This is a genomic window from Streptococcus cristatus (assembly GCF_003943505.1).
GTDB lineage: Bacteria > Bacillota > Bacilli > Lactobacillales > Streptococcaceae > Streptococcus > Streptococcus cristatus_E.
In genome coordinates, this window is record NZ_RJPS01000010.1 from 1 (window position 1) to 18,289 (window position 18,289).

18 protein-coding genes, 4 tRNA genes and 1 pseudogene are annotated in these 18,289 nt (G+C 41.9%); 19 read left to right on the forward strand and 4 right to left on the reverse strand.

Translation table 11 applies throughout. The annotated features are described in order from the left end of the window. Position 1: 1 nt before the first annotated feature. The 7 genes and pseudogenes from D8792_RS08660 (at position 2) to ldcB (ending at position 4,339) form a co-directional block, all read left to right on the forward strand. Positions 2-62: transfer RNA gene (locus D8792_RS08660), tRNA-Gly, on the forward strand. An 8-nt stretch (positions 63-70) separates the two neighbouring features. Then, positions 71-156: transfer RNA gene (locus D8792_RS08665), tRNA-Leu, on the forward strand. An 18-nt stretch (positions 157-174) separates the two neighbouring features. Further along, a tRNA-Arg gene (locus D8792_RS08670) sits at positions 175-248 on the forward strand. Positions 249-290: 42 nt separating this feature from the next. Then, positions 291-364: transfer RNA gene (locus D8792_RS08675), tRNA-Pro, on the forward strand. 345 nt (positions 365-709) lie between these two features. Next, a pseudogene (locus D8792_RS08680) lies at positions 710-1,804 on the forward strand (DUF6574 domain-containing protein). An 18-nt stretch (positions 1,805-1,822) separates the two neighbouring features. After that, on the forward strand, positions 1,823-3,547 hold the full coding sequence (locus tag D8792_RS08685; RefSeq protein WP_125373688.1) for a TcaA second domain-containing protein: 1,725 nt from the start codon (positions 1,823-1,825) through the stop codon (positions 3,545-3,547). A 9-nt stretch (positions 3,548-3,556) separates the two neighbouring features. After that, complete coding sequence (gene ldcB, locus D8792_RS08690; protein ID WP_125373689.1) at positions 3,557-4,339, forward strand: LD-carboxypeptidase LdcB/DacB; 783 nt, start codon at positions 3,557-3,559, stop codon at positions 4,337-4,339. Between the two features lie 197 nt (positions 4,340-4,536). On the opposite strand, the gene D8792_RS08695 is transcribed toward ldcB, so the two are convergent. After that, positions 4,537-5,331 (reverse strand): peptidylprolyl isomerase, encoded by a 795-nt coding sequence (locus tag D8792_RS08695; protein ID WP_125373690.1) that lies wholly within the window; start codon positions 5,329-5,331, stop codon positions 4,537-4,539. Positions 5,332-5,386: 55 nt separating this feature from the next. Beyond that, positions 5,387-5,806 (reverse strand): NUDIX hydrolase, encoded by a 420-nt coding sequence (locus D8792_RS08700; RefSeq protein ID WP_125373691.1) that lies wholly within the window; start codon positions 5,804-5,806, stop codon positions 5,387-5,389. Between the two features lie 285 nt (positions 5,807-6,091). Between D8792_RS08700 and D8792_RS11885 the strand changes: the two genes are divergently transcribed. The 4 genes from D8792_RS11885 (at position 6,092) to gloA2 (ending at position 9,397) form a co-directional block, all read left to right on the forward strand. Further along, positions 6,092-6,214: a DUF2798 domain-containing protein gene (locus D8792_RS11885; RefSeq protein WP_502963018.1), complete on the forward strand. Its 123-nt coding sequence runs from the start codon at positions 6,092-6,094 to the stop codon at positions 6,212-6,214. 132 nt (positions 6,215-6,346) lie between these two features. Further along, positions 6,347-6,529: a PspC domain-containing protein gene (locus D8792_RS08705; protein WP_125373692.1), complete on the forward strand. Its 183-nt coding sequence runs from the start codon at positions 6,347-6,349 to the stop codon at positions 6,527-6,529. Positions 6,530-6,600: 71 nt separating this feature from the next. Beyond that, the gene (locus tag D8792_RS08710; RefSeq protein ID WP_125373693.1) at positions 6,601-8,904 is read left to right on the forward strand and encodes a DNA translocase FtsK; all 2,304 of its coding nucleotides are present in this window, start codon (positions 6,601-6,603) and stop codon (positions 8,902-8,904) included. A 106-nt stretch (positions 8,905-9,010) separates the two neighbouring features. Continuing rightward, positions 9,011-9,397, forward strand: coding sequence for an SMU1112c/YaeR family gloxylase I-like metalloprotein (gene gloA2 / locus D8792_RS08715; RefSeq protein ID WP_125373694.1), 387 nt, complete (start codon positions 9,011-9,013; stop codon positions 9,395-9,397). 102 nt (positions 9,398-9,499) lie between these two features. Here gloA2 and D8792_RS08720 read toward each other — a convergent pair whose 3' ends face one another. Beyond that, positions 9,500-9,847, reverse strand: coding sequence for a DUF3397 family protein (locus D8792_RS08720; RefSeq protein ID WP_125373695.1), 348 nt, complete (start codon positions 9,845-9,847; stop codon positions 9,500-9,502). A gap of 149 nt (positions 9,848-9,996) precedes the next feature. On the opposite strand from D8792_RS08720, the gene rplK reads away from it, so the two are divergent. The 8 genes from rplK (at position 9,997) to D8792_RS08760 (ending at position 16,470) form a co-directional block, all read left to right on the forward strand. Next, positions 9,997-10,422, forward strand: coding sequence for a 50S ribosomal protein L11 (gene rplK / locus D8792_RS08725; protein ID WP_001085808.1), 426 nt, complete (start codon positions 9,997-9,999; stop codon positions 10,420-10,422). Positions 10,423-10,519: 97 nt separating this feature from the next. After that, a complete protein-coding gene (gene rplA / locus D8792_RS08730; RefSeq protein WP_001085675.1) occupies positions 10,520-11,209 on the forward strand; it encodes a 50S ribosomal protein L1 in 690 nt (229 codons plus the stop codon). A 131-nt stretch (positions 11,210-11,340) separates the two neighbouring features. After that, entirely contained in the window at positions 11,341-12,789 is a 1,449-nt protein-coding gene (locus tag D8792_RS08735; protein WP_125373747.1) for an APC family permease, read from the forward strand. 310 nt (positions 12,790-13,099) lie between these two features. Continuing rightward, complete coding sequence (locus tag D8792_RS08740; RefSeq protein ID WP_005589432.1) at positions 13,100-14,035, forward strand: manganese-dependent inorganic pyrophosphatase; 936 nt, start codon at positions 13,100-13,102, stop codon at positions 14,033-14,035. 87 nt (positions 14,036-14,122) lie between these two features. Further along, the gene (locus D8792_RS08745; protein ID WP_125373696.1) at positions 14,123-14,635 is read left to right on the forward strand and encodes a YiiX/YebB-like N1pC/P60 family cysteine hydrolase; all 513 of its coding nucleotides are present in this window, start codon (positions 14,123-14,125) and stop codon (positions 14,633-14,635) included. After that, positions 14,628-15,281: a DUF1803 domain-containing protein gene (locus tag D8792_RS08750; RefSeq protein ID WP_125373697.1), complete on the forward strand. Its 654-nt coding sequence runs from the start codon at positions 14,628-14,630 to the stop codon at positions 15,279-15,281. Before D8792_RS08745 ends, D8792_RS08750 begins: the two co-directional genes overlap by 8 nt. A 96-nt stretch (positions 15,282-15,377) precedes the next feature. Continuing rightward, a complete protein-coding gene (locus D8792_RS08755; RefSeq protein ID WP_125373698.1) occupies positions 15,378-15,578 on the forward strand; it encodes a CsbD family protein in 201 nt (66 codons plus the stop codon). A gap of 142 nt (positions 15,579-15,720) precedes the next feature. Beyond that, positions 15,721-16,470, forward strand: a complete 750-nt coding sequence (locus D8792_RS08760) for a CPBP family intramembrane glutamic endopeptidase (protein ID WP_125373699.1) — start codon at positions 15,721-15,723, stop codon at positions 16,468-16,470. A gap of 310 nt (positions 16,471-16,780) precedes the next feature. Here D8792_RS08760 and D8792_RS08765 read toward each other — a convergent pair whose 3' ends face one another. Continuing rightward, the gene (locus D8792_RS08765; protein ID WP_125373700.1) at positions 16,781-18,226 is read right to left on the reverse strand and encodes a UDP-N-acetylmuramoyl-L-alanyl-D-glutamate--L-lysine ligase; all 1,446 of its coding nucleotides are present in this window, start codon (positions 18,224-18,226) and stop codon (positions 16,781-16,783) included. Between the last annotated feature and the right edge of the window lie 63 nt (positions 18,227-18,289).

Below are 18,289 nucleotides of genomic sequence, written 5' to 3' on the forward strand. Positions count from 1 at the left end.
TAGTTCAGTGGTAGAACACCACCTTGCCAAGGTGGGGGTCGCGGGTTCGAATCCCGTCGTTCGCTTTGAGGCCGGGGTGGCGGAACTGGCAGACGCACAGGACTTAAAATCCTGCGATTGGTAACGATCGTACCGGTTCGATTCCGGTCCTCGGCATAGCGGATATGCGACAGGGCACCCTTAGCTCAACTGGATAGAGTACCTGACTACGAATCAGGCGGTTAGAGGTTCGACTCCTCTAGGGTGCATGAAGGGAAACGAGGTCATATGACTCCGTTTTTACTTATGATCGGGAAGTAGCTCAGCTTGGTAGAGTACTTGGTTTGGGACCAAGGTGTCGCAGGTTCGAATCCTGTCTTCCCGATATACTAATTCATAAAAGACAACGGCTAAATGCTGTTGTTTTTTTATATTTCGTGGGGCTCTTTTTCTACAATAAAAGAGGCTCCATAATTCCTACAGTGGTGTTACCCACTACAGAAATTATAGAGCCTTTTATGGGTTCTGTTTTTGGGCTTTTCTATAATTTAGAGGTTTAGCAAATTAGAGAGTATCCATATAGGATGTGGTCTTTTTATTTTTTTATTAAAGTATTTGGCTTACTTCATATCTTTTTGTGTTTATGCGTGCCTATTGCCTTGATTGAATTTTTACCTGATTTTTTGTATACTAATATGAGGATAATCATTTATTGATGGGAGATTTTTATATGTTAAAGCAAGATTGGCTCGAATATTTTCAAGCCGTGAATGGCTGTTCGGCAACGGATGCGGAAATTACTCAAGCTTTGCTGGCTGGTGAATTTGTTGAACCTGAGGTGACAAGTACGAACCACGTTGGAAGTGAAACTAGCTCAATTATATCGGACTCTGTGCCAGCATAAGGAGGAGCTTCGAACGGAGAATATTATGCACAGCAGCAAAATGTTTTTCAGGAACAGCATGTACAAGCCCCGTTCGCTCAGCCAACTGGGCGGCAATATCAAGAGCTTCCTCAGCAACAGCAAAACCTAAATCAATTTGCTAATCAAACACAATCGTTTGCTCAGCAGGGCTATCCTTATCAACAGCCAAATGGTGGGCAACCTAACCAGTTTGTTGGTCAGCCTCAATCTTCTAATCCGCAAGGGCAGTTCAATGCGCAGAATTTCCAGCAAGGTCCACAGGCCTATTATAGTCAGCAACAGCCTGTGCAACCAAGTGAACTTTCTAAAACAATGAAAGGCTTCTGGGCTTGGCTTATTTCTGCTTGGAAGTCGCCAACTTCAGAAGTTGAAAGTAGTAAATTAAATGGCTATCTTTCTCTAGGCTTGACTGTTTTCTTTGCAGCTATTGTGGTGAATTATAACTTTTATAATCTTATTTACTCGGTGAGTTTTGGCTTTTATAGTGGTCCGACTTTTAATTTTAGACTTTTCTTGGTCTCACTGATAGCGGCAGCCCTCGTTCTTTTCTCCATTATTTTAGGAGGCTTTGCTGTAAAACGCATGGTCTATAAGGATGGAAGCTTCAGCTTTAATAAGGCATTTGACTGGTATGGCAGACTCTATGCGATTGTCTTACCTTTTGTGGCTCTTTCTGCTTTATTTAGTTTACTTGGGATTATGTCTGTTTCCCTCTTCTTAGCATGGATTGGCTTAGTGTTAATTGGGGTCGGTGCAACCTTTGCTTTGATTTATTCAAAATCTAGCACGTCAATGGATCCTTTTTATAAATATTTACTGGCAATTATTGTCAATGGTGTGATTACATTTATCTTTACTTTCATCGCTTTCTCATTGCTGATGAGTCTTATGGTGATGTAAGGTTCTGGGAGGTGATTTATGGTAACAAAAGAAAAGTGGGTTGAGCTTTTTGAGCAAGTGATTGGTAGAAAGCCAACCGCAGATGAGTTTTTAGAAGGAAAACGTTTTGACTTTGATCTCAGAAAGATTATTTCTATTGCGGCTCCTGCAGGACAAAGTAACGATGGGCCAGCTGAAGAGAAGCAAAGCTCGGTGACTCAGGAACAAAATTTGGGGCAAGAGGAGCCTGCCCTAGAGTTTTTCAAAGAAGAATCTGTTGTGGAGCCTCTTAAAGAAGAAAAGCAAGAGTTTTCAGAGCCTGATCAATACCAAGAACGTCGGGAGAATTGGCTACAAGCTTTTGAGATGAATATTGGTAGAAAGCCGACTAAAGAGGAATTTTTAGAAGCACGAAATCAAGGTTTTCTTAATCTGCCTATTCGCTCTGAATTATTGGATTCGGAATTACCACAGAAAGCAATAAAAAAAGCAGAAAAAAGAATGTCGAAGAAGAAAGTCATGCTGATTGCTCTCCCTCTGATTTTGCTTTCTGTTTTGGTGGCAGCCTTTCTATATCTGAGCTCAGTGACAGGTGTTAAAGTTGTTACGGATGATTTTGCAAAGGCGGTTACTAAAAAGGATTATGATGGAATCGCAAACCTGCTTTCTTCTAACTCAGATAAGTGGACACGTGCAGACGCGAGGGCTTTGGTCGAGCACTTAGAGAGTCAAGAAATCAATATTGAGACCGAGCTGGACAACATTGCTAAGTCAAAGGGTAAATCAGCCTATATTGATGACAATCAGAATAAACTTTTAGGTGTAACTGAAAAAAGCAAGAAATTTGGGATTTTTCAGGAATATCAAATAGTGGCCTATCCAGTAGAGGTTAAAGTTAACACAAACTTAGACAATGCGAGCATCAAAGCAGGAGATAAGAAAAGCCTTCCTTTGAGTAAGAATGCTGAAACGAATATTGGCAAATATCATTTTATCAAGCAGGAATTTACCCTGAAAGGGAAGACGGAAGTCGGAGAAATTGAGAGTAAGATTCAGCTTGATTTAGCAACTGCTAAGAATAATGAAATTAAATTGGATCTTAAATCTGAAAAGAAACGATTGAAGGTTATTATGCCAGCAGAAGCTTCAAATGCAACAGACCTTAAAATTGTTGTAAATGGCAAGGAAATTGGTAGTAGCTTGGAAACAGATATTCAAGTTGTACCACATCAAGAACTGGAAGTTTATGCTAAGCTTGTTGTTGCTGATAACACTTTTGTAACCAACAAGGAAAGTATTGTTGTCAAGGGAGATACGCTTGATGTTGCTTTATCTTTACCTAAAGAAGTGACAGATAAGATCAAAGAAAAGGACGAAGAAGCTAAAAAGGTAGAAGCTAACAAGGCAAAAATTACCAATTTCCTTAGCGAATATCGCACGGCTGTTTTCAGATCGGTCTCTAATCGTTCTAATTATTATGCTCAATATTATGACACTTCTAGTCCAGCATACAAAGAGATGGTTGAGTGGACTACAGGTGGTGGTATCAAGAAGGCGAAAATTGATTATTACGATCCAGGAGCTTTGGATATCCGTGAAGTGAGAGAGGAGAACGGCTCCTATATTGTGACGACTTATGAAGACTATACAGTTCACTATATTGATAGTACTCCAAATAGTGTCAATCGAAAAAATAAAACTTACTATTTGAAGCCGACCGGAAATTCCTTTGCAATCTACAATATTGAAGTTTCAGAAAGTTAGTGGAATACAATGAAATATAATAAACTTATTTTTCTAGCAATGTCAGTCTTGGTTTTAAGTGCTTGTTCAGCAGCCAAAGACAAGACTGAAAGTAGTACAAACAAGCAGACTAGTAGCTCAAAGGTATCTGTTGAAAAGAAAGAGACTGAAAAAGACCAGGCATCTAGCCAAGATACAAGGAGTGAATCGGATGGCACGGAGTCTAAGAAGGAGCAGAAACTGGACGTAACTGTTGATAAAAATGTTTCTTACAACGGAAGCTATTATAGCGTTCAAGGGAAATATGACGAAATAGTCATCGCCAATAAACACTATCCATTATCAGCTGACTACAATCCAGGTGAGAATCCGACTGCTAAAGCAGAACTACTTAAGTTAATCGCAGATATGCAGTCCAAAGGTTATCCTATCAGCAATCAATATAGCGGTTTTCGTAGCTATCAAACTCAAGTCGGCCTTTATCAAAGTTATGTGAATCGAGATGGACAAGCTGCGGCTGATCGCTATTCGGCAAGACCAGGCTACAGCGAGCACCAAACTGGTTTAGCATTTGATCTGATTGATAGTAGCGGCAATCTGGTTGAAGAAGCTGGAGCTAGTCAGTGGCTCTTGGACAATGCCTATAAATATGGTTTTGTAGTACGCTATCCTGTTGGCAAGGAGGGATCTACTGGCTATGTGCCTGAAAGTTGGCATTTACGCTATGTAGGAAAAGAGGCCAAGGAAATTTCCGAATCTGGTCTCACACTGGAAGAGTATTATCATTTTACAGGTGGTAATTATGTCCAGTAAAATCTAATTGCAGACTCAGCGTCTACCTTATTCTCAAAAGTTAGAAGCTACATATCTCACTTTAAAAGTGGAGTTGAGCTGCTGGATGATTAGAAAAATCCATAGTAAAACCAGTCCTCTTTTTGGGACTGGTTTTTTCTTTTGTTGATGCTAAGGCATAACTCATAAGATGACTAGAACTCGAGTTGACTCTGGTCCTATTCTTTTACAATTTCAATCTTTTCGATTTTAATATCTGTTTTGGGTTTATCTTTATCGCCAGTTTCTGTGGCAGCGATTTTGTCTACTACGTCCATGCCTTCAATGACTTGACCAAAGACAGTATAGCCGCCGTCAAGGCTTGGATTTCCGCCGTTCTTGTAAGCTTCAATGATTTTAGCTGGGAAGGTGTCGGTCGGTAATTGTTTGGATAAATCTTTCTTGCTTTGGTTGATGAAAAATTGACTGCCGTTGGTGTCTTTTCCAGCATTGGCCATGGCTAGTGCACCGCGCAAGTTGTAGAGGTAAGGAGAATATTCATTCTTGAAGCCATTTCCTGAGTCAATAGACTCATTCTTGCCTTTCCAAATAGATTCGCCACCCGTGCCATCTCCTTTAGGATCGCCGGTCTGAATCATGAAATCATTGATAACGCGGTGGAAAATCACACCGTTATAATAGCCTTCCTTTGCATGTGTCAGAAAATTTTCGACAGCTAAAGGAGCATATTTAGGAAACAGCTTGAGGCGAATATCTCCTTGCGTTGTGATAATCTTGACTTCGGCCTCATCTTCGGCAACTTCTGTAGATAATTGTGGGAAGTTGGCATTTTCATTGGTCATGGCATCTTTGTACTGTTCACGGAGTTTTTGAGCTTCAGCTGCCTCAGAACTGGTATCGGTAGCTGAAGACTGCTTAGGAGCGCTGGAGGACTTGGTAGTAGAATCTTCTTTAGCGGAGCAGCCCGTCAGAGCAAGTGCAGATAAAAGACTAAAAAGAATGATTTTTTTCATAAATAACCTTTCTATGCATAAGTTTATGAACTATTGCTATTTTACTATAAGTGCTTTAGTTTTTCAAACTTTCCTGCGTCAGAAATTCCAAGAGCAGGGATTTGAGGCTTTCTGGGCGCAGATTGTGGTTGTAAAGTTCTTGCAAGCTGACCCATTCGGGCTGGTAAATGTTTTGGAGACTACTGCGCTGGGCTTCCTCGCCCTGCATGAGGGGAGTCTCATCTGTACTTAGACTGGTGTAAAAATAATACTCCTCTTTGCCCTGATTGTTCAGGGAAAAAGCTGTGTGCAGCTGGTCAGCAGAAAAACTAAGATTGACTTCTTCTTTCATTTCCCGTAAGGCGGCTTCTAAAGGTTCTTCTCCAAGTTCGATAGTCCCACTGGGAATCACGAAATACTCTTGACCATTCTTCCAGCGATGAATGAGCAAAATCTTGTCCAAGAAAGGATTGTAGACAATCACACCTGCTCGCATGTTTTTCTCCTTTCCGCTCTTTTCTTCTAAATAGTCTAGCAAAAATAGCTAGAGATTACCAATCTGAGCTATAGAAACACTTTCTTGAAATTTCCGCTTTCTATAAAAATATATATGTTAAGATGAACATTATACATCAGAAATGGAGCACTTGTGCCTAGAATTTTAAGGAAGCTATATTGTTCATCTGCTTTTATAACAGCTTTTTTAGTAGAAACATTGGTCAAAGAACTGGTCCTTCGTTCATCATAAGCGCTCACAAAATATTAGGGCGTATCCTTGTCAGTGGAAAGCTATTTGGGAGCTTGGGGAACAAACTTTGTAATGGCAGTCCCCCTCAACTTCCTCTTGGTTGGACCGCTCTCGCCTTTTATACTAGGGCGTATCCAGAAACCTTTCCCGAATTAAGAAAAAGTTGAAGATTTTGAGGGCGATAGTGAAATTCCAACAATTATTTGAGGAAAAATTATGGTAAAATAAGATAAAAATCATTGGTTTCGTTTGATAAAAATCTATCGTTGATTTGAAGGGAGTTTGATTATGGCAAGACGCTTAACAAGAAGTGCTGATGATAAAATCATTGCGGGAGTTTGTTCCGGCTTGGCTCGGTATTTTAATATAGATCCGGTCATTATCCGTGTTATCTGGGGAGTTTCCTTTTTTGCTAATGGAATCGGACTTCTTCCCTACCTCATTTTCTGGGTGATTTTGCCAGAAGAATAAGGCAGAAACTAGTTGCAAAAGGCAGCTAGTTTTCTGTTTAGAAGATCTTAAAATATGGTATAATGAAAGTTATGGCAAATAAGAAAAATACAAAAAATGGTCGCACTACGAGACGACCGACAAAAGCAGAATTAGAAAGACAGAAAGCGATTCGACGGATGATAGTCACCTTTGTTTTGTCTATCGCTTTGTTGTTTGCTGCATTGAAGCTGGGCGCTTTCGGAGTCACCATCTATAATTTAATTCGGGTTCTGGTAGGGAGTCTGGCTTATGTGGCGATTCTAGCTGCCTTGTTTTATCTCTTTTTCTTTAAGTGGCTGCATAAACATGAAGGGAAGATTTCAGGCTTTATCAGCTTTTTCTTAGGATTCAGCTTGATTTTTCAAGCCTATTTTGTTCATGTTTTGCATTTGAAAGGACAGGTTTTATCCACAACGCTTACGCGAGTCTTGACAGATTTGATGGCCTTTAAAGTGTCCTCATTTGCTGGCGGTGGGCTGATTGGGGCGGCTCTTTATGCTCCGATTTCTTTTCTCTTTTCAAATATCGGCTCCTATTTCATTGGCCTGCTCCTGATTTTGCTGGGGGCTCTGCTCATGAGTCCATGGTCGCTTTATGATCTTGCTGAGAAATTTAGCGTGGCTTTCCAAAACTGGAGAGAAAAAGAGGAAGAAAAACGTCAGCTTCGTTTTCTTGAGCAGGAGGAGAAAGCTGCACAGGCAGCTATGCAAGCCATTGAGGTAGAGCAGGCAGAGACTGAAGTGGATCCTGAAACGGGGGAGATTTTAGATGGTGAGAACTTGTCTTACTCGCCTATGGACTTTGATGAGGCGGAATATGCTGAATCGGGAGAGTATGATCCTCATGAGCCTCTGGACTTTGACCGCGAAGAGGAAATAGAAGAAGCAGAGGCAGATACAGATGTAGAAGTGGATTTTACAGCTAAAGAAAGTCTAGACTATAAATTACCTACTATCAATCTCTTTGCGCCTGACAAGCCCAAAAATCAGTCCAAGGAAAAGAGGATTGTCCGAGAGAATATCAAGATTTTGGAAGAAACATTTGCTAGTTTTGGGATTAAGGTTACTGTCGAGCGGGCTGAAATCGGACCTTCTGTTACCAAGTACGAGGTTAAGCCAGCTGTTGGTGTTCGGGTCAATCGGATTTCCAATCTGGCGGACGATCTGGCTCTAGCCCTAGCTGCTAAGGATGTACGGATCGAGGCGCCGATTCCTGGAAAATCTCTTGTCGGGATTGAAGTACCCAACTCTGAAATTGCGACTGTGACTTTCCGAGAACTTTGGGAACAGTCGAAGACAGATGCCAGCAAGCTCCTAGAAATCCCACTTGGGAAGGCTGTCAATGGTTCTGTCCGGTCCTTTGACTTGGCTAAGATGCCCCATCTCTTGGTGGCGGGCTCTACTGGTTCTGGTAAATCTGTGGCGGTCAACGGCATTATCGCCAGCATTCTCATGAAGGCCAGACCCGATGAAGTCAAGTTTATGATGGTGGATCCTAAGATGGTGGAGCTATCTGTTTATAATGACATTCCCCACTTGCTTATCCCTGTTGTGACCAATCCACGCAAGGCTAGCCGTGCACTCCAGAAGGTTGTAGATGAGATGGAAAATCGCTATGAACTCTTCTCCAAGGTCGGTGCCCGTAATATTGCAGGCTACAATGCTAAAGTAGCTGAGTACAATGCCCAGTCAGAGTACAAGCAGGTTCCCCTGCCTTTAATCGTCGTCATCGTGGACGAGCTGGCTGACCTCATGATGGTGGCTAGCAAGGAAGTGGAAGATGCTATTATTCGTCTGGGACAAAAGGCGCGTGCGGCTGGAATTCACATGATTCTGGCTACCCAGCGGCCATCTGTAGATGTAATCTCGGGGCTGATTAAGGCCAATGTACCCTCTCGGATTGCCTTTGCTGTATCCAGTGGGACAGACAGTCGGACCATTCTGGATGAAAATGGAGCAGAAAAGCTCTTGGGTCGTGGGGATATGCTCTTTAAGCCAATTGATGAAAACCATCCGGTTCGTCTGCAGGGCTCCTTTATTTCAGATGAAGATGTGGAGCGAATTGTAGCATTTGTCAAGAATCAAGCTGAAGCTGACTATGACGATAGTTTTGATCCAGGCGAAGTATCTGAAAGTGATTTGGATACTGGTGGGGGCGATGATGAAGGCGATCCCCTCTTTGAGGAAGCCAAGGCCTTGGTTATCGAGACTCAGAAAGCCAGCGCTTCGATGATCCAGCGGAGACTCTCGGTCGGCTTTAACCGCGCCACCCGTCTTATGGAAGAACTGGAAGCGGCAGGCGTTATCGGACCAGCCGAAGGAACGAAGCCGAGAAAAGTGTTGCAGACAAGTTAAAGATTTTCCCGAGCAGTTGGTTAACAAGAATAATATCCTGTAAATAAAAATCTGCCAGCAGTTAGCCGGCAGATTTTCTCTACTGAAGAATGAAAGGAAAAAAGTTATGAAACTAGATAGCATTCACCATATTGCGATTATTGGCCATGATTATGCCAAGACCAGGGAGTTTTATGTGGACAAGCTGGGCTTTGAGCAGCTGGATGAGCACCATCGACCCGACAAGAAGGACATTCTCTTTAATGTCCGCAAGGGAAATCTGACGCTGGAAATTTTCATCAAGGAAGAAGCTCCCAAGCGGCCAGCCTTGCCAGCTCCAGAGCATACTGGGTTGCGTCATCTGGCTTTCCGAGTGACAGATGTTGAAGAAACGCTAGCGGAATTTGATCGTTTGGGGATTCCCCATACCGAGCTGCGTTATGACGACTTTGACGGCCGTAAGATGGCTTTCTTCTTCGATCCCGATGGCCTGCCTCTAGAGATTCACGAATAAGACTAGGAGCATCGGAGGGGCTTTGTTTCTCAACAGAAGAATGATTCATAAGATTTGCATATGAAAACCCATCGGCTCTGACCGATGGGTTTTATTTTACATTTATAAAAAGAGAGCGATGACCATGGCTAGGTACATAAAGAAGGTCAAGATAAAACCAGCCCGCCAGAAGAATTTAAAGAACTTGGAATAGTAGAAAGTCCGTTTTTTCCTGAGAAAATAGGCTGTGATGGCGATAGCTAGGCCAGACAATACTAATAATAGGTGGGGTAACAGACTATGATAGAAGGCCTTGTCTGAAATGATATACAACTCTATAGCAAAAAAAGGGAAAGCCAAATCTGCAAAATTCAAGCCAAATTTTCTTAGCCTGAAGACCTTCACCGCGATAATCGATAAGATAAGTGTTAAAAAGATAAATAATACAGAAGCAATTTTTAATAATACCATGTAACCATTTTACCATAAAAATGAGAAAATATAAGAATTTTTCTTGCATTTTGAAAAGATTAGTGTATAATAGAAAAGTATGCAAAAAGCATACTTGTGGGAGGTAAAAATCTCTAATTACCGCCAAAACCACAAAGGAGGATTTAAAAATGGCTAAAAAAGTCGAAAAACTTGTAAAATTGCAAATCCCTGCTGGTAAAGCTACTCCAGCTCCACCGGTTGGACCTGCTCTTGGTCAAGCTGGTATCAACATCATGGGATTCACAAAAGAGTTCAACGCTCGTACAGCTGACCAAGCTGGTATGATCATTCCAGTTGTTATCTCAGTATACGAAGACAAATCATTTACTTTCGTTACAAAGACACCACCAGCTGCTGTTCTTTTGAAAAAAGCTGCAGGTGTTGAAAAAGGATCAGGTACACCTAACAAAACGAAAGTTGCTACAGTTACTCGTGCACAAGTACAAGAAATTGCAGAAACTAAGATGCCAGATTTGAACGCAGCAAACATTGAGTCTGCAATGCGTATGATCGAAGGTACTGCTCGTTCTATGGGATTCACTGTTGTTGACTAATCAATAACACCCCCAATATAACCCGCAAGACTTCATCATTTCGAGGAGTGACGTGGGAGATGAAAATCGATTGAACCACTTACAAGGAGAATAGAAAATGGCTAAAAAAAGCAAACAACTTCGTGCTGCTCTTGAGAAAATCGACAGCACAAAAGCATACAGTGTAGAAGAAGCTGTAGCACTTGCAAAAGAAACTAACTTTGCAAAATTTGACGCAACTGTAGAAGTTGCTTACAACTTGAACATCGACGTTAAAAAAGCTGACCAACAAATCCGTGGCGCAATGGTATTGCCAAACGGTACTGGTAAAACTTCACGCGTTCTTGTTTTCGCACGTGGTGCAAAAGCTGAAGAAGCAAAAGCTGCAGGTGCAGACTTCGTTGGTGAAGATGACCTCGTTGCGAAAATTAACGACGGTTGGTTGGACTTTGATGTAGTTATCGCTACACCTGACATGATGGCTCTTGTTGGACGTCTTGGACGTGTCCTTGGACCACGTAACTTGATGCCAAACCCTAAAACTGGTACTGTAACGATGGATGTTGCTAAAGCAGTTGAAGAGTCTAAAGGTGGTAAGATCACTTACCGTGCTGACCGTGCAGGTAACGTTCAAGCAATCATCGGTAAAGTATCATTTGAAGCTGAAAAATTGGTTGAAAACTTCAAAGCTTTCAATGAAACAATTCAAAAAGCAAAACCAGCTACAGCTAAAGGAACTTACGTAACAAACTTGACAATCACAACTACTCAAGGTGTTGGTATCAAGGTTGACGTGAACTCACTTTAAGAATTGAATTTGAGCTACCTACGGGTAGCTCTTTTTTTTGGACAAAATATGCTGAAGACGGTTACAAAAAATGTAAAAACATGGTATAATTTTATGGAGCTATTTATTTTATATTCAAAGGAGATGAAATGATGAAAAAAGATCAGAACCAGCTGACTTGGCTGATGGTGTCCCTGATTGCCTTTAATATGGTTTGGGGTCTGGGAAATGTGGTCAACAACTACTCCCAACAAGGGATTTCAGTCGTTGTTTCTTGGATTCTTATCCTGGCCATTTACTTTATTCCCTATGCCCTTATCGTGGGGCAGCTAGGCTCGACCTTCAAGGAGAGCGGAGGTGGTGTCAGCGACTGGGTGGAGAAGACCTCTACCAAGCGCTGGGCTTATTTTGCGGCTTGGACTTACTGGGTGGTGCATATTCCCTACTTGGCTCAAAAGCCACAGGGAGTTCTGATTCCTTTAGGATGGGCTATACAAGGAAATGGCGATTTTTTGAGCAGTCTTGATATTCACTGGATTGTTATTCTTAGTTTGCTGATTTTCGGTGCCTTTCTCTACTTATCCACCAAGGGGCTGTCCACACTTAAAGTGATTGGGGGCTTGGCTGGAAGTGCGATGCTGATTATGTCCTTCCTTTTTGTTCTATTAGCGGTCGGTGCGCCTTTTATCAAGCCGGATATGCAGTTCGCAACGGCTAATATGGACAAGCTCAGTACTTATATTCCTAATTTTGATTTTTCATATTTTACGACTATCTCGCTCTTAGTCTTTGCAGTCGGTGGGGCTGAGAAGATTTCGCCTTACGTTAACCAAACTCGCAATCCAGCTAAGGAATTTCCAAAGGGCATGATTATCATGGCTGTAATGGTTGGGGCATCTGCTATTCTAGGCTCTCTAGCCATGGGTATGCTCTTTGACGGTAGCAATATTCCTGAAGATTTGATGCGCAATGGTGCTTATCAAGCCTTCCAAATGCTGGGTAACTACTGGGGTGTAGGTAATGTACTGGTAGTCATCTATGCCCTGACTAATATGGTCGGACAGATTGCAGCCTTGGCCTTCTCAATTGACGCGCCTCTACAAATCTTGCTCAATAATGCAGACGAAGAATTTGTTCCAAGCTGGCTACGTAAGCGGACATCAAAAGGTGTACTGATTAACGGTTATATCCTGACAGGGATTTTGGTAAGTTTCCTGATTGTCCTACCAATCTTTGGAATCAAGGAAATTGACGGTCTGGTTAAATGGATGACTAATCTTAACTCCATCGTTATGCCGATGCGTTATCTTTGGGTATTCGTGGCTTATATGTTGCTCAATAAAGCTTGGAAGAAATACAAGGATGCGGAATACAAACTTACTAAAAATCCAAAATTTGGCTTTATCATCGGAGCTTGGTGCTTCCTTTTCACAGCTTTTGCTTGTATTTTAGGTATGGTTCCCAAAGTAGACTATGCGGTTGATCCAGCTGGTTGGCGCTTCTCTCTGATGACAAATATCTTGACACCGATTGTCTTGATTAGTTTAGGCGTCATCTTGCCTCTATTGGCTAAACGGGAGAAGAGACAGTCACTTAAATAGTAGTGATGATCGCCTCTATCAATAACTTGATAAATTTTTCAGTCCTATCTTATGATAGGGCTATTTTTAGGAAAAAATTCCTTTCACAGGAAATAAAAATGATAAAGCAAGCGTTTCTTCTGGGGGACTTTCATAAGAGATGGTAATTGTATCGACGGTTAAGGTTGGATGATTATTTTGAAGGTTCAGCTTAGCCCTCTATTGCAAAGCTACAATTTTCTCAAGAAAATATCCTTCTCCTTTTGTGAAATACCCATAATTGTGGTAAAATAAGTGGAATAAATATTATTAAAAACAAAGAGGTATTATAATGTCTAAGATTCTAGTATTTGGTCACCAAAATCCAGACTCAGATGCCATCGGGTCATCTGTAGCCTTTGCTTATCTTGCAAAAACAGCTTACGGTTTGGATACAGAAGCAGTAGCTCTTGGGACTCCAAATGAAGAAACAGCCTTTGTATTGAACTATTTTGGTGTAGAAGCACCACGCGTGATCACATCCGCTAAAGCAGAAGGTGCAGAGCAAGTTATCTTGACTGACCACAATGAATTCCAACAATCTGTTTCAGATATTGCTGAAGTGGAAGTTTATGGCGTTGTGGATCACCACCGTGTAGCTAACTTTGAAACTGCAAGCCCACTTTACATGCGTTTGGAACCTGTTGGGTCAGCGTCTTCTATCGTTTATCGTATGTTTAAAGAACACGGTGTGGCAGTTCCTAAAGAGCTTGCTGGTTTGATGTTATCTGGTTTGATTTCAGATACACTTCTCTTGAAATCTCCAACGACACACCCAAGTGATAAGGATATTGCTCCTGAGTTGGCTGAGTTAGCAGGTGTGAACTTGGAAGAATACGGTCTCGCTATGCTGAAGGCTGGTACAAACTTGGCCAGCAAGTCTGCAGAAGAATTGATTGACATTGATGCTAAGACTTTTGAACTCAACGGAAATAATGTCCGTGTAGCGCAAGTCAACACTGTTGATATTGCTGAAGTTTTGGAACGCCAATCAGAAATCGAGGCAGCAATGCAAGCAGCTATTGCAGCAAATGGCTATTCTGACTTTGTTTTGATGATTACAGACATCGTCAACTCAAACTCAGAAATCCTTGCAATTGGCGCAAACATGGACAAGGTAGAAGCAGCTTTCAACTTCAAACTTGAAAATAACCATGCCTTCTTGGCTGGTGCCGTTTCACGTAAGAAACAAGTCGTGCCTCAGTTGACTGAAAGCTTTAATGCTTAATATCTTAAATGACAACTATAAGATAGGAAACACTGGTTTTCCGCACATGTAAAGGAGTTTCGGCTCCTTTTTTGATAGACGAGAGAAATGAAGATTCAAGATTTACAAAATGGTGATCTATTGTTTACAGTTGGGAAATCCGATATGGCAGCAGCGATTCGGACAGCTACGGGCGCCTATAGCCATGTGGGCATCGTTTTTGATGGTGAGATTTACCATGCGACGCAGGAAAAGGGAGTGGCCCATCAGCCCTTGAGCCAGTTTTTGGAAGAAGAGGACAGGTATCATGTCTTTGCTTATCCAGAGATAGATGCCTCTGCTGCCTTCAAAGAAGCCAAATCCCATCTGGGAAAGTCCTATAATGCTAGTTTCTATCCTGAGAGCGAGGGATTTTACTGTTCGGAATATATTGCTCAGATTTTGCCAATTTTTGAGACCATTCCCATGCAGTTTGGAGATGAGGAAAACTTGATTTCTAATTTTTGGCAAGTTTACTATGAGGACTTGGTCTTAGCAGTGCCTGTAGGACATCCTGGAACCAATCCCAGTCAGTTGGCTCAATCAGCCAAGCTTATCTATAAAGGAGAGCTCCATGATTAAAATTCTCAATCCGACTCGGCTGACACGACAGCCCTTATTTGAAAAACTAATCAATTATCTGGATCAGCAGGATGATGTGATTTTAAGAGAAATCAAACGTGAATTTGCGGGCTTTCCCAATCTAGATCGCTTCATGGAGGAATGTATCAAGGCGGGCTATATTCGGCGGGAGAATAAGCGCTATTATCAGCAGGTTCCGCTTTTGGAGAATCTAGAAAATCTATCTTTGGATCAGGAAATCTTTATTCGAGATGATAGTCCGATCTATCAGGAATTGCTGAATTTGCGCTTTGAGACTCAGCTTGCTAATCAGACTAATGCGGCTATTCTGCTGGAAAAGACCAATTTTCAGAGAGATAAACTGACCTTGTCCAATTTTTTTTATAAAATGCAGCGACAGTATCCGCTGTCTGAGGCACAGCAGCCTCTCTATGCTGTCTTGGGAGATGTGAATCCAGAGTATGCCCTCAAGTATATGACGACTTTCCTCCTCAAGTATGTCCGCAAGGATGAGCTCATGCAGAAGCGTCGGGATATTTTTGTCGATAGTCTGGTGATTTTAGGCTATATTTGTCAGAATGAAGCTGGCAAGTATGAGTTGCAGGCTAGCTTTGATAAGGAGCGCCTAGTGTTCCGATTGGACTGATATGTTGCCAATGAGCAGAATAATTGACCTTTACCTGGAAAAGTCTTAAACTAATGTAAACGGTGTCAAAGACCGAAAAAGAATGGAGGCAGATTTATGTCACTAGATGATAAACTCAATCAAGCCAAGGGCGCTCTCAAAGAAGGCCTTGGCAAAGTCACTGGCGATAGCAAGACAGAAGCAGAAGGTGCGGTCGAAAAAACAGTTGCTAAAGCTAAGGAAGTTGTAGAAGATGCAAAAGGAGCTGTCGAGGGAGCAGTAGAAGGTTTGAAAAACTCCTTCAAGAAAGAAGACTAAAGTCAGAGGCTGGGATAATCGTATCTCAGCCTTGCTTCTTTTCCTCCCTGTTTTCGAATGAGGGAAAAATTAGATAAACTGCTCTGTCAATTTATCCTATTCTGTGCTATAGTAATATATAGAATCTGGGAAAGGAATATGGATGACAATGTTGAAAAAAATCTATCCCGAGCAACCACTGGAGAACCTTAGATGGTTCGATATGTTGATTTTAGCAATTATTATGTTTGGTCAATTTATTTATTCCTCAACAATAAATTGGCTGACTATGTCCAGCTCTGTAGGACAAGCAATCGTGCCCAGACCAGAGGATGAAAATTTTGCCTTGCTGAGCAATTTGAAATTGCAAGTTTTCCTGCTGGTGCTGGCTCTGCTCTATCTAGGCATCCGTCATTATGATTTCAAACAGCTGAAACTACGCTTGTCTTGGTCTATTCTTTGGGCGCCCTTGATTTTTGCGGTTGTCGGTCTGACTTCTGATGTGATAGCAGCTTTAGTCGGTTCCTATAATTATTTTGACTTAGAAATTTTGCGGCATATCGACTGGACCTTTGTCGAAGTTTTTCGAAAACTAGCTGCACTGGGACCTGTCGTCATTCTCTATTCTCTCTTCAATGGTGTTTATGAGGAATTCTTTTTCTTAGGCTTGCTCACATCGGTGAAAGAAGAGAGCAAATGGTGGGTTTTAGGCTTTTCAACGCTGGTTCGCTTTTCTGTCCATACCTATCAGGGGCTAGTTTCTGCTTTTCTGATTGGCGTGGTCTTCGGTCTGTTCTATTATTTCTTTTATAAATACAAGGTTAAAAACTTGCTGCCTTTCTTTTTGTCACATGCCTTTGCGGATATGGTGGGTAGCAGCCTGCTCTACGTCTTAGTGATGTGGAATGGATAATAGAGAGTGAGACAGAAATCGGTAATTGGTTAGAATTCGATTTCGTCGTCCCACCTCCGCACAGTTGAGTAGGGCTGTAAAAGCTGATGAAATCAGCGTAGTAGAGCCCACTCAACCACTGCGTCTTGCTCGACAATCCAAAGACAATTGAGGAGGCTGGGACAAAAGTCCGACCTCAAATATAAAAAGCGAACAAAACTAGTTTTCTGGTAATCAGAATTCTGCTTTGTTCGCTTTTCGCATTTAATTATAGATTTGAAGGGCTTAATAATTAAGATTGTTAAAAATTGAAATCTTTTTGTCTCAGACTCTATATGTATTTTTCTGCCAGTGCATAATCACCGGGATAAGGAACCTTTTGGTCATTGATGATTTGGTAGGCATCAGCTCCCTTGCCAGCCAGGATGACGGCATCGCCTTTAGCATTGGTTAGGCTGAGGGCTTTTTTGATAGCTTCCTCGCGGTCGGCAATCATGTCCACCTCAAAGGAGATGTAGCTAGCAATTTCTTTTGCGATAGCAATTGGATCTTCGCGATTTGGATCATCTGCGGTCAAAATAATTTTGATTTCAGGATGCTGGTTGAGTAGGAGACCAAAGTCCTTGCGTCGACTTTCTCCCTTATTGCCAGTAGCTCCTAGTACAAGAACGGTCCGCCCTTTTTGATGTTCTTGTACGACGGACAGCAATTTAGCCAAACTGTCGCCATTGTGGGCATAGTCCACGAATACCTTGGCACCGTTTGACTGGGTCAAGACCTCCATGCGGCCCGGCACTCGTGTCTGGGCAATACCAGCTTGAATATCCTCCAAAGAAGCTCCAAGTCGTAGGCAGGCTAGGCCAGTAGCGATGGCATTTTCTTGATTGAAGCGACCAATCAGCTGGATATCGTAGGAACCAGCCAACTTACCTTGCGCTTCAAAGGAGAAGGCTTGTGATTGCTGGATGCTATTGGCGGAGTCTGGTCCATAGAAGTCGTGGTCATAGTTGGCCACTTGCTCAGCCAAAACTTGAAAATGATCCATGCCACTATTGACGACAACAGCTCGACTATTGTCCATCAAGAGTCGTTTGTGGTAGAAGTAATCTTCAAAAGTAGGATGCTCAATAGGGCCGATATGGTCAGGGCTGATATTGAGGAAGACACCTACATCAAAGGTCAGGCCGTAGACTCGCTTTTTAAGATAGGCTTGGCTGGAGACTTCCATGATGAGATGGGTACGACCATTGGCTACAGCTTGAGCCATCATCTCAAATAGGTCTAAGCTTTCAGGAGTGGTTAGGGTTGATTTAAAGAAAGTTTCGCCATCCAGAGTGGTATTCATAGTAGAAAGTAGGGCTGGTTTGTGGCTTTGTTTTAAAATATTATAAGCGAAATAAGCCGATGTGGTCTTGCCCTTGGTACCAGTAAAGGCCAAAAGTTTGAGTTTTTGCTCTGGGTGACCGTAAAATTCCATAGCAATGAGGCTCATGGCTTGTTTAATATCATTGACCAAGAGTACTGGAATTCCGACTTCGAAGTCAGTTTCACTCAGGTAAAACCCCAGTCCAGCTGCTACAGCCTTCTCTAAAAATTCCCGCTTGAAATGCTCGCCCTTGACAAAAAAGAGAGTCTTGCTATCTGCTTTGCGACTATCATAGCTAATCTTGTCAAAGGTCAAGCCCTGATAGTTGAAGTAGTAGTCTCCATTAGCGATGATTTCACGAAAATTTTGGTCTTTTTTTAAAATATCTAGTATTGTTTCAATTTTTATCATATCTCTATTGTAAACCGAAAGGCTATGTTTTACAAGAGGCAAGGAAAAGTTTATAATAAAAGA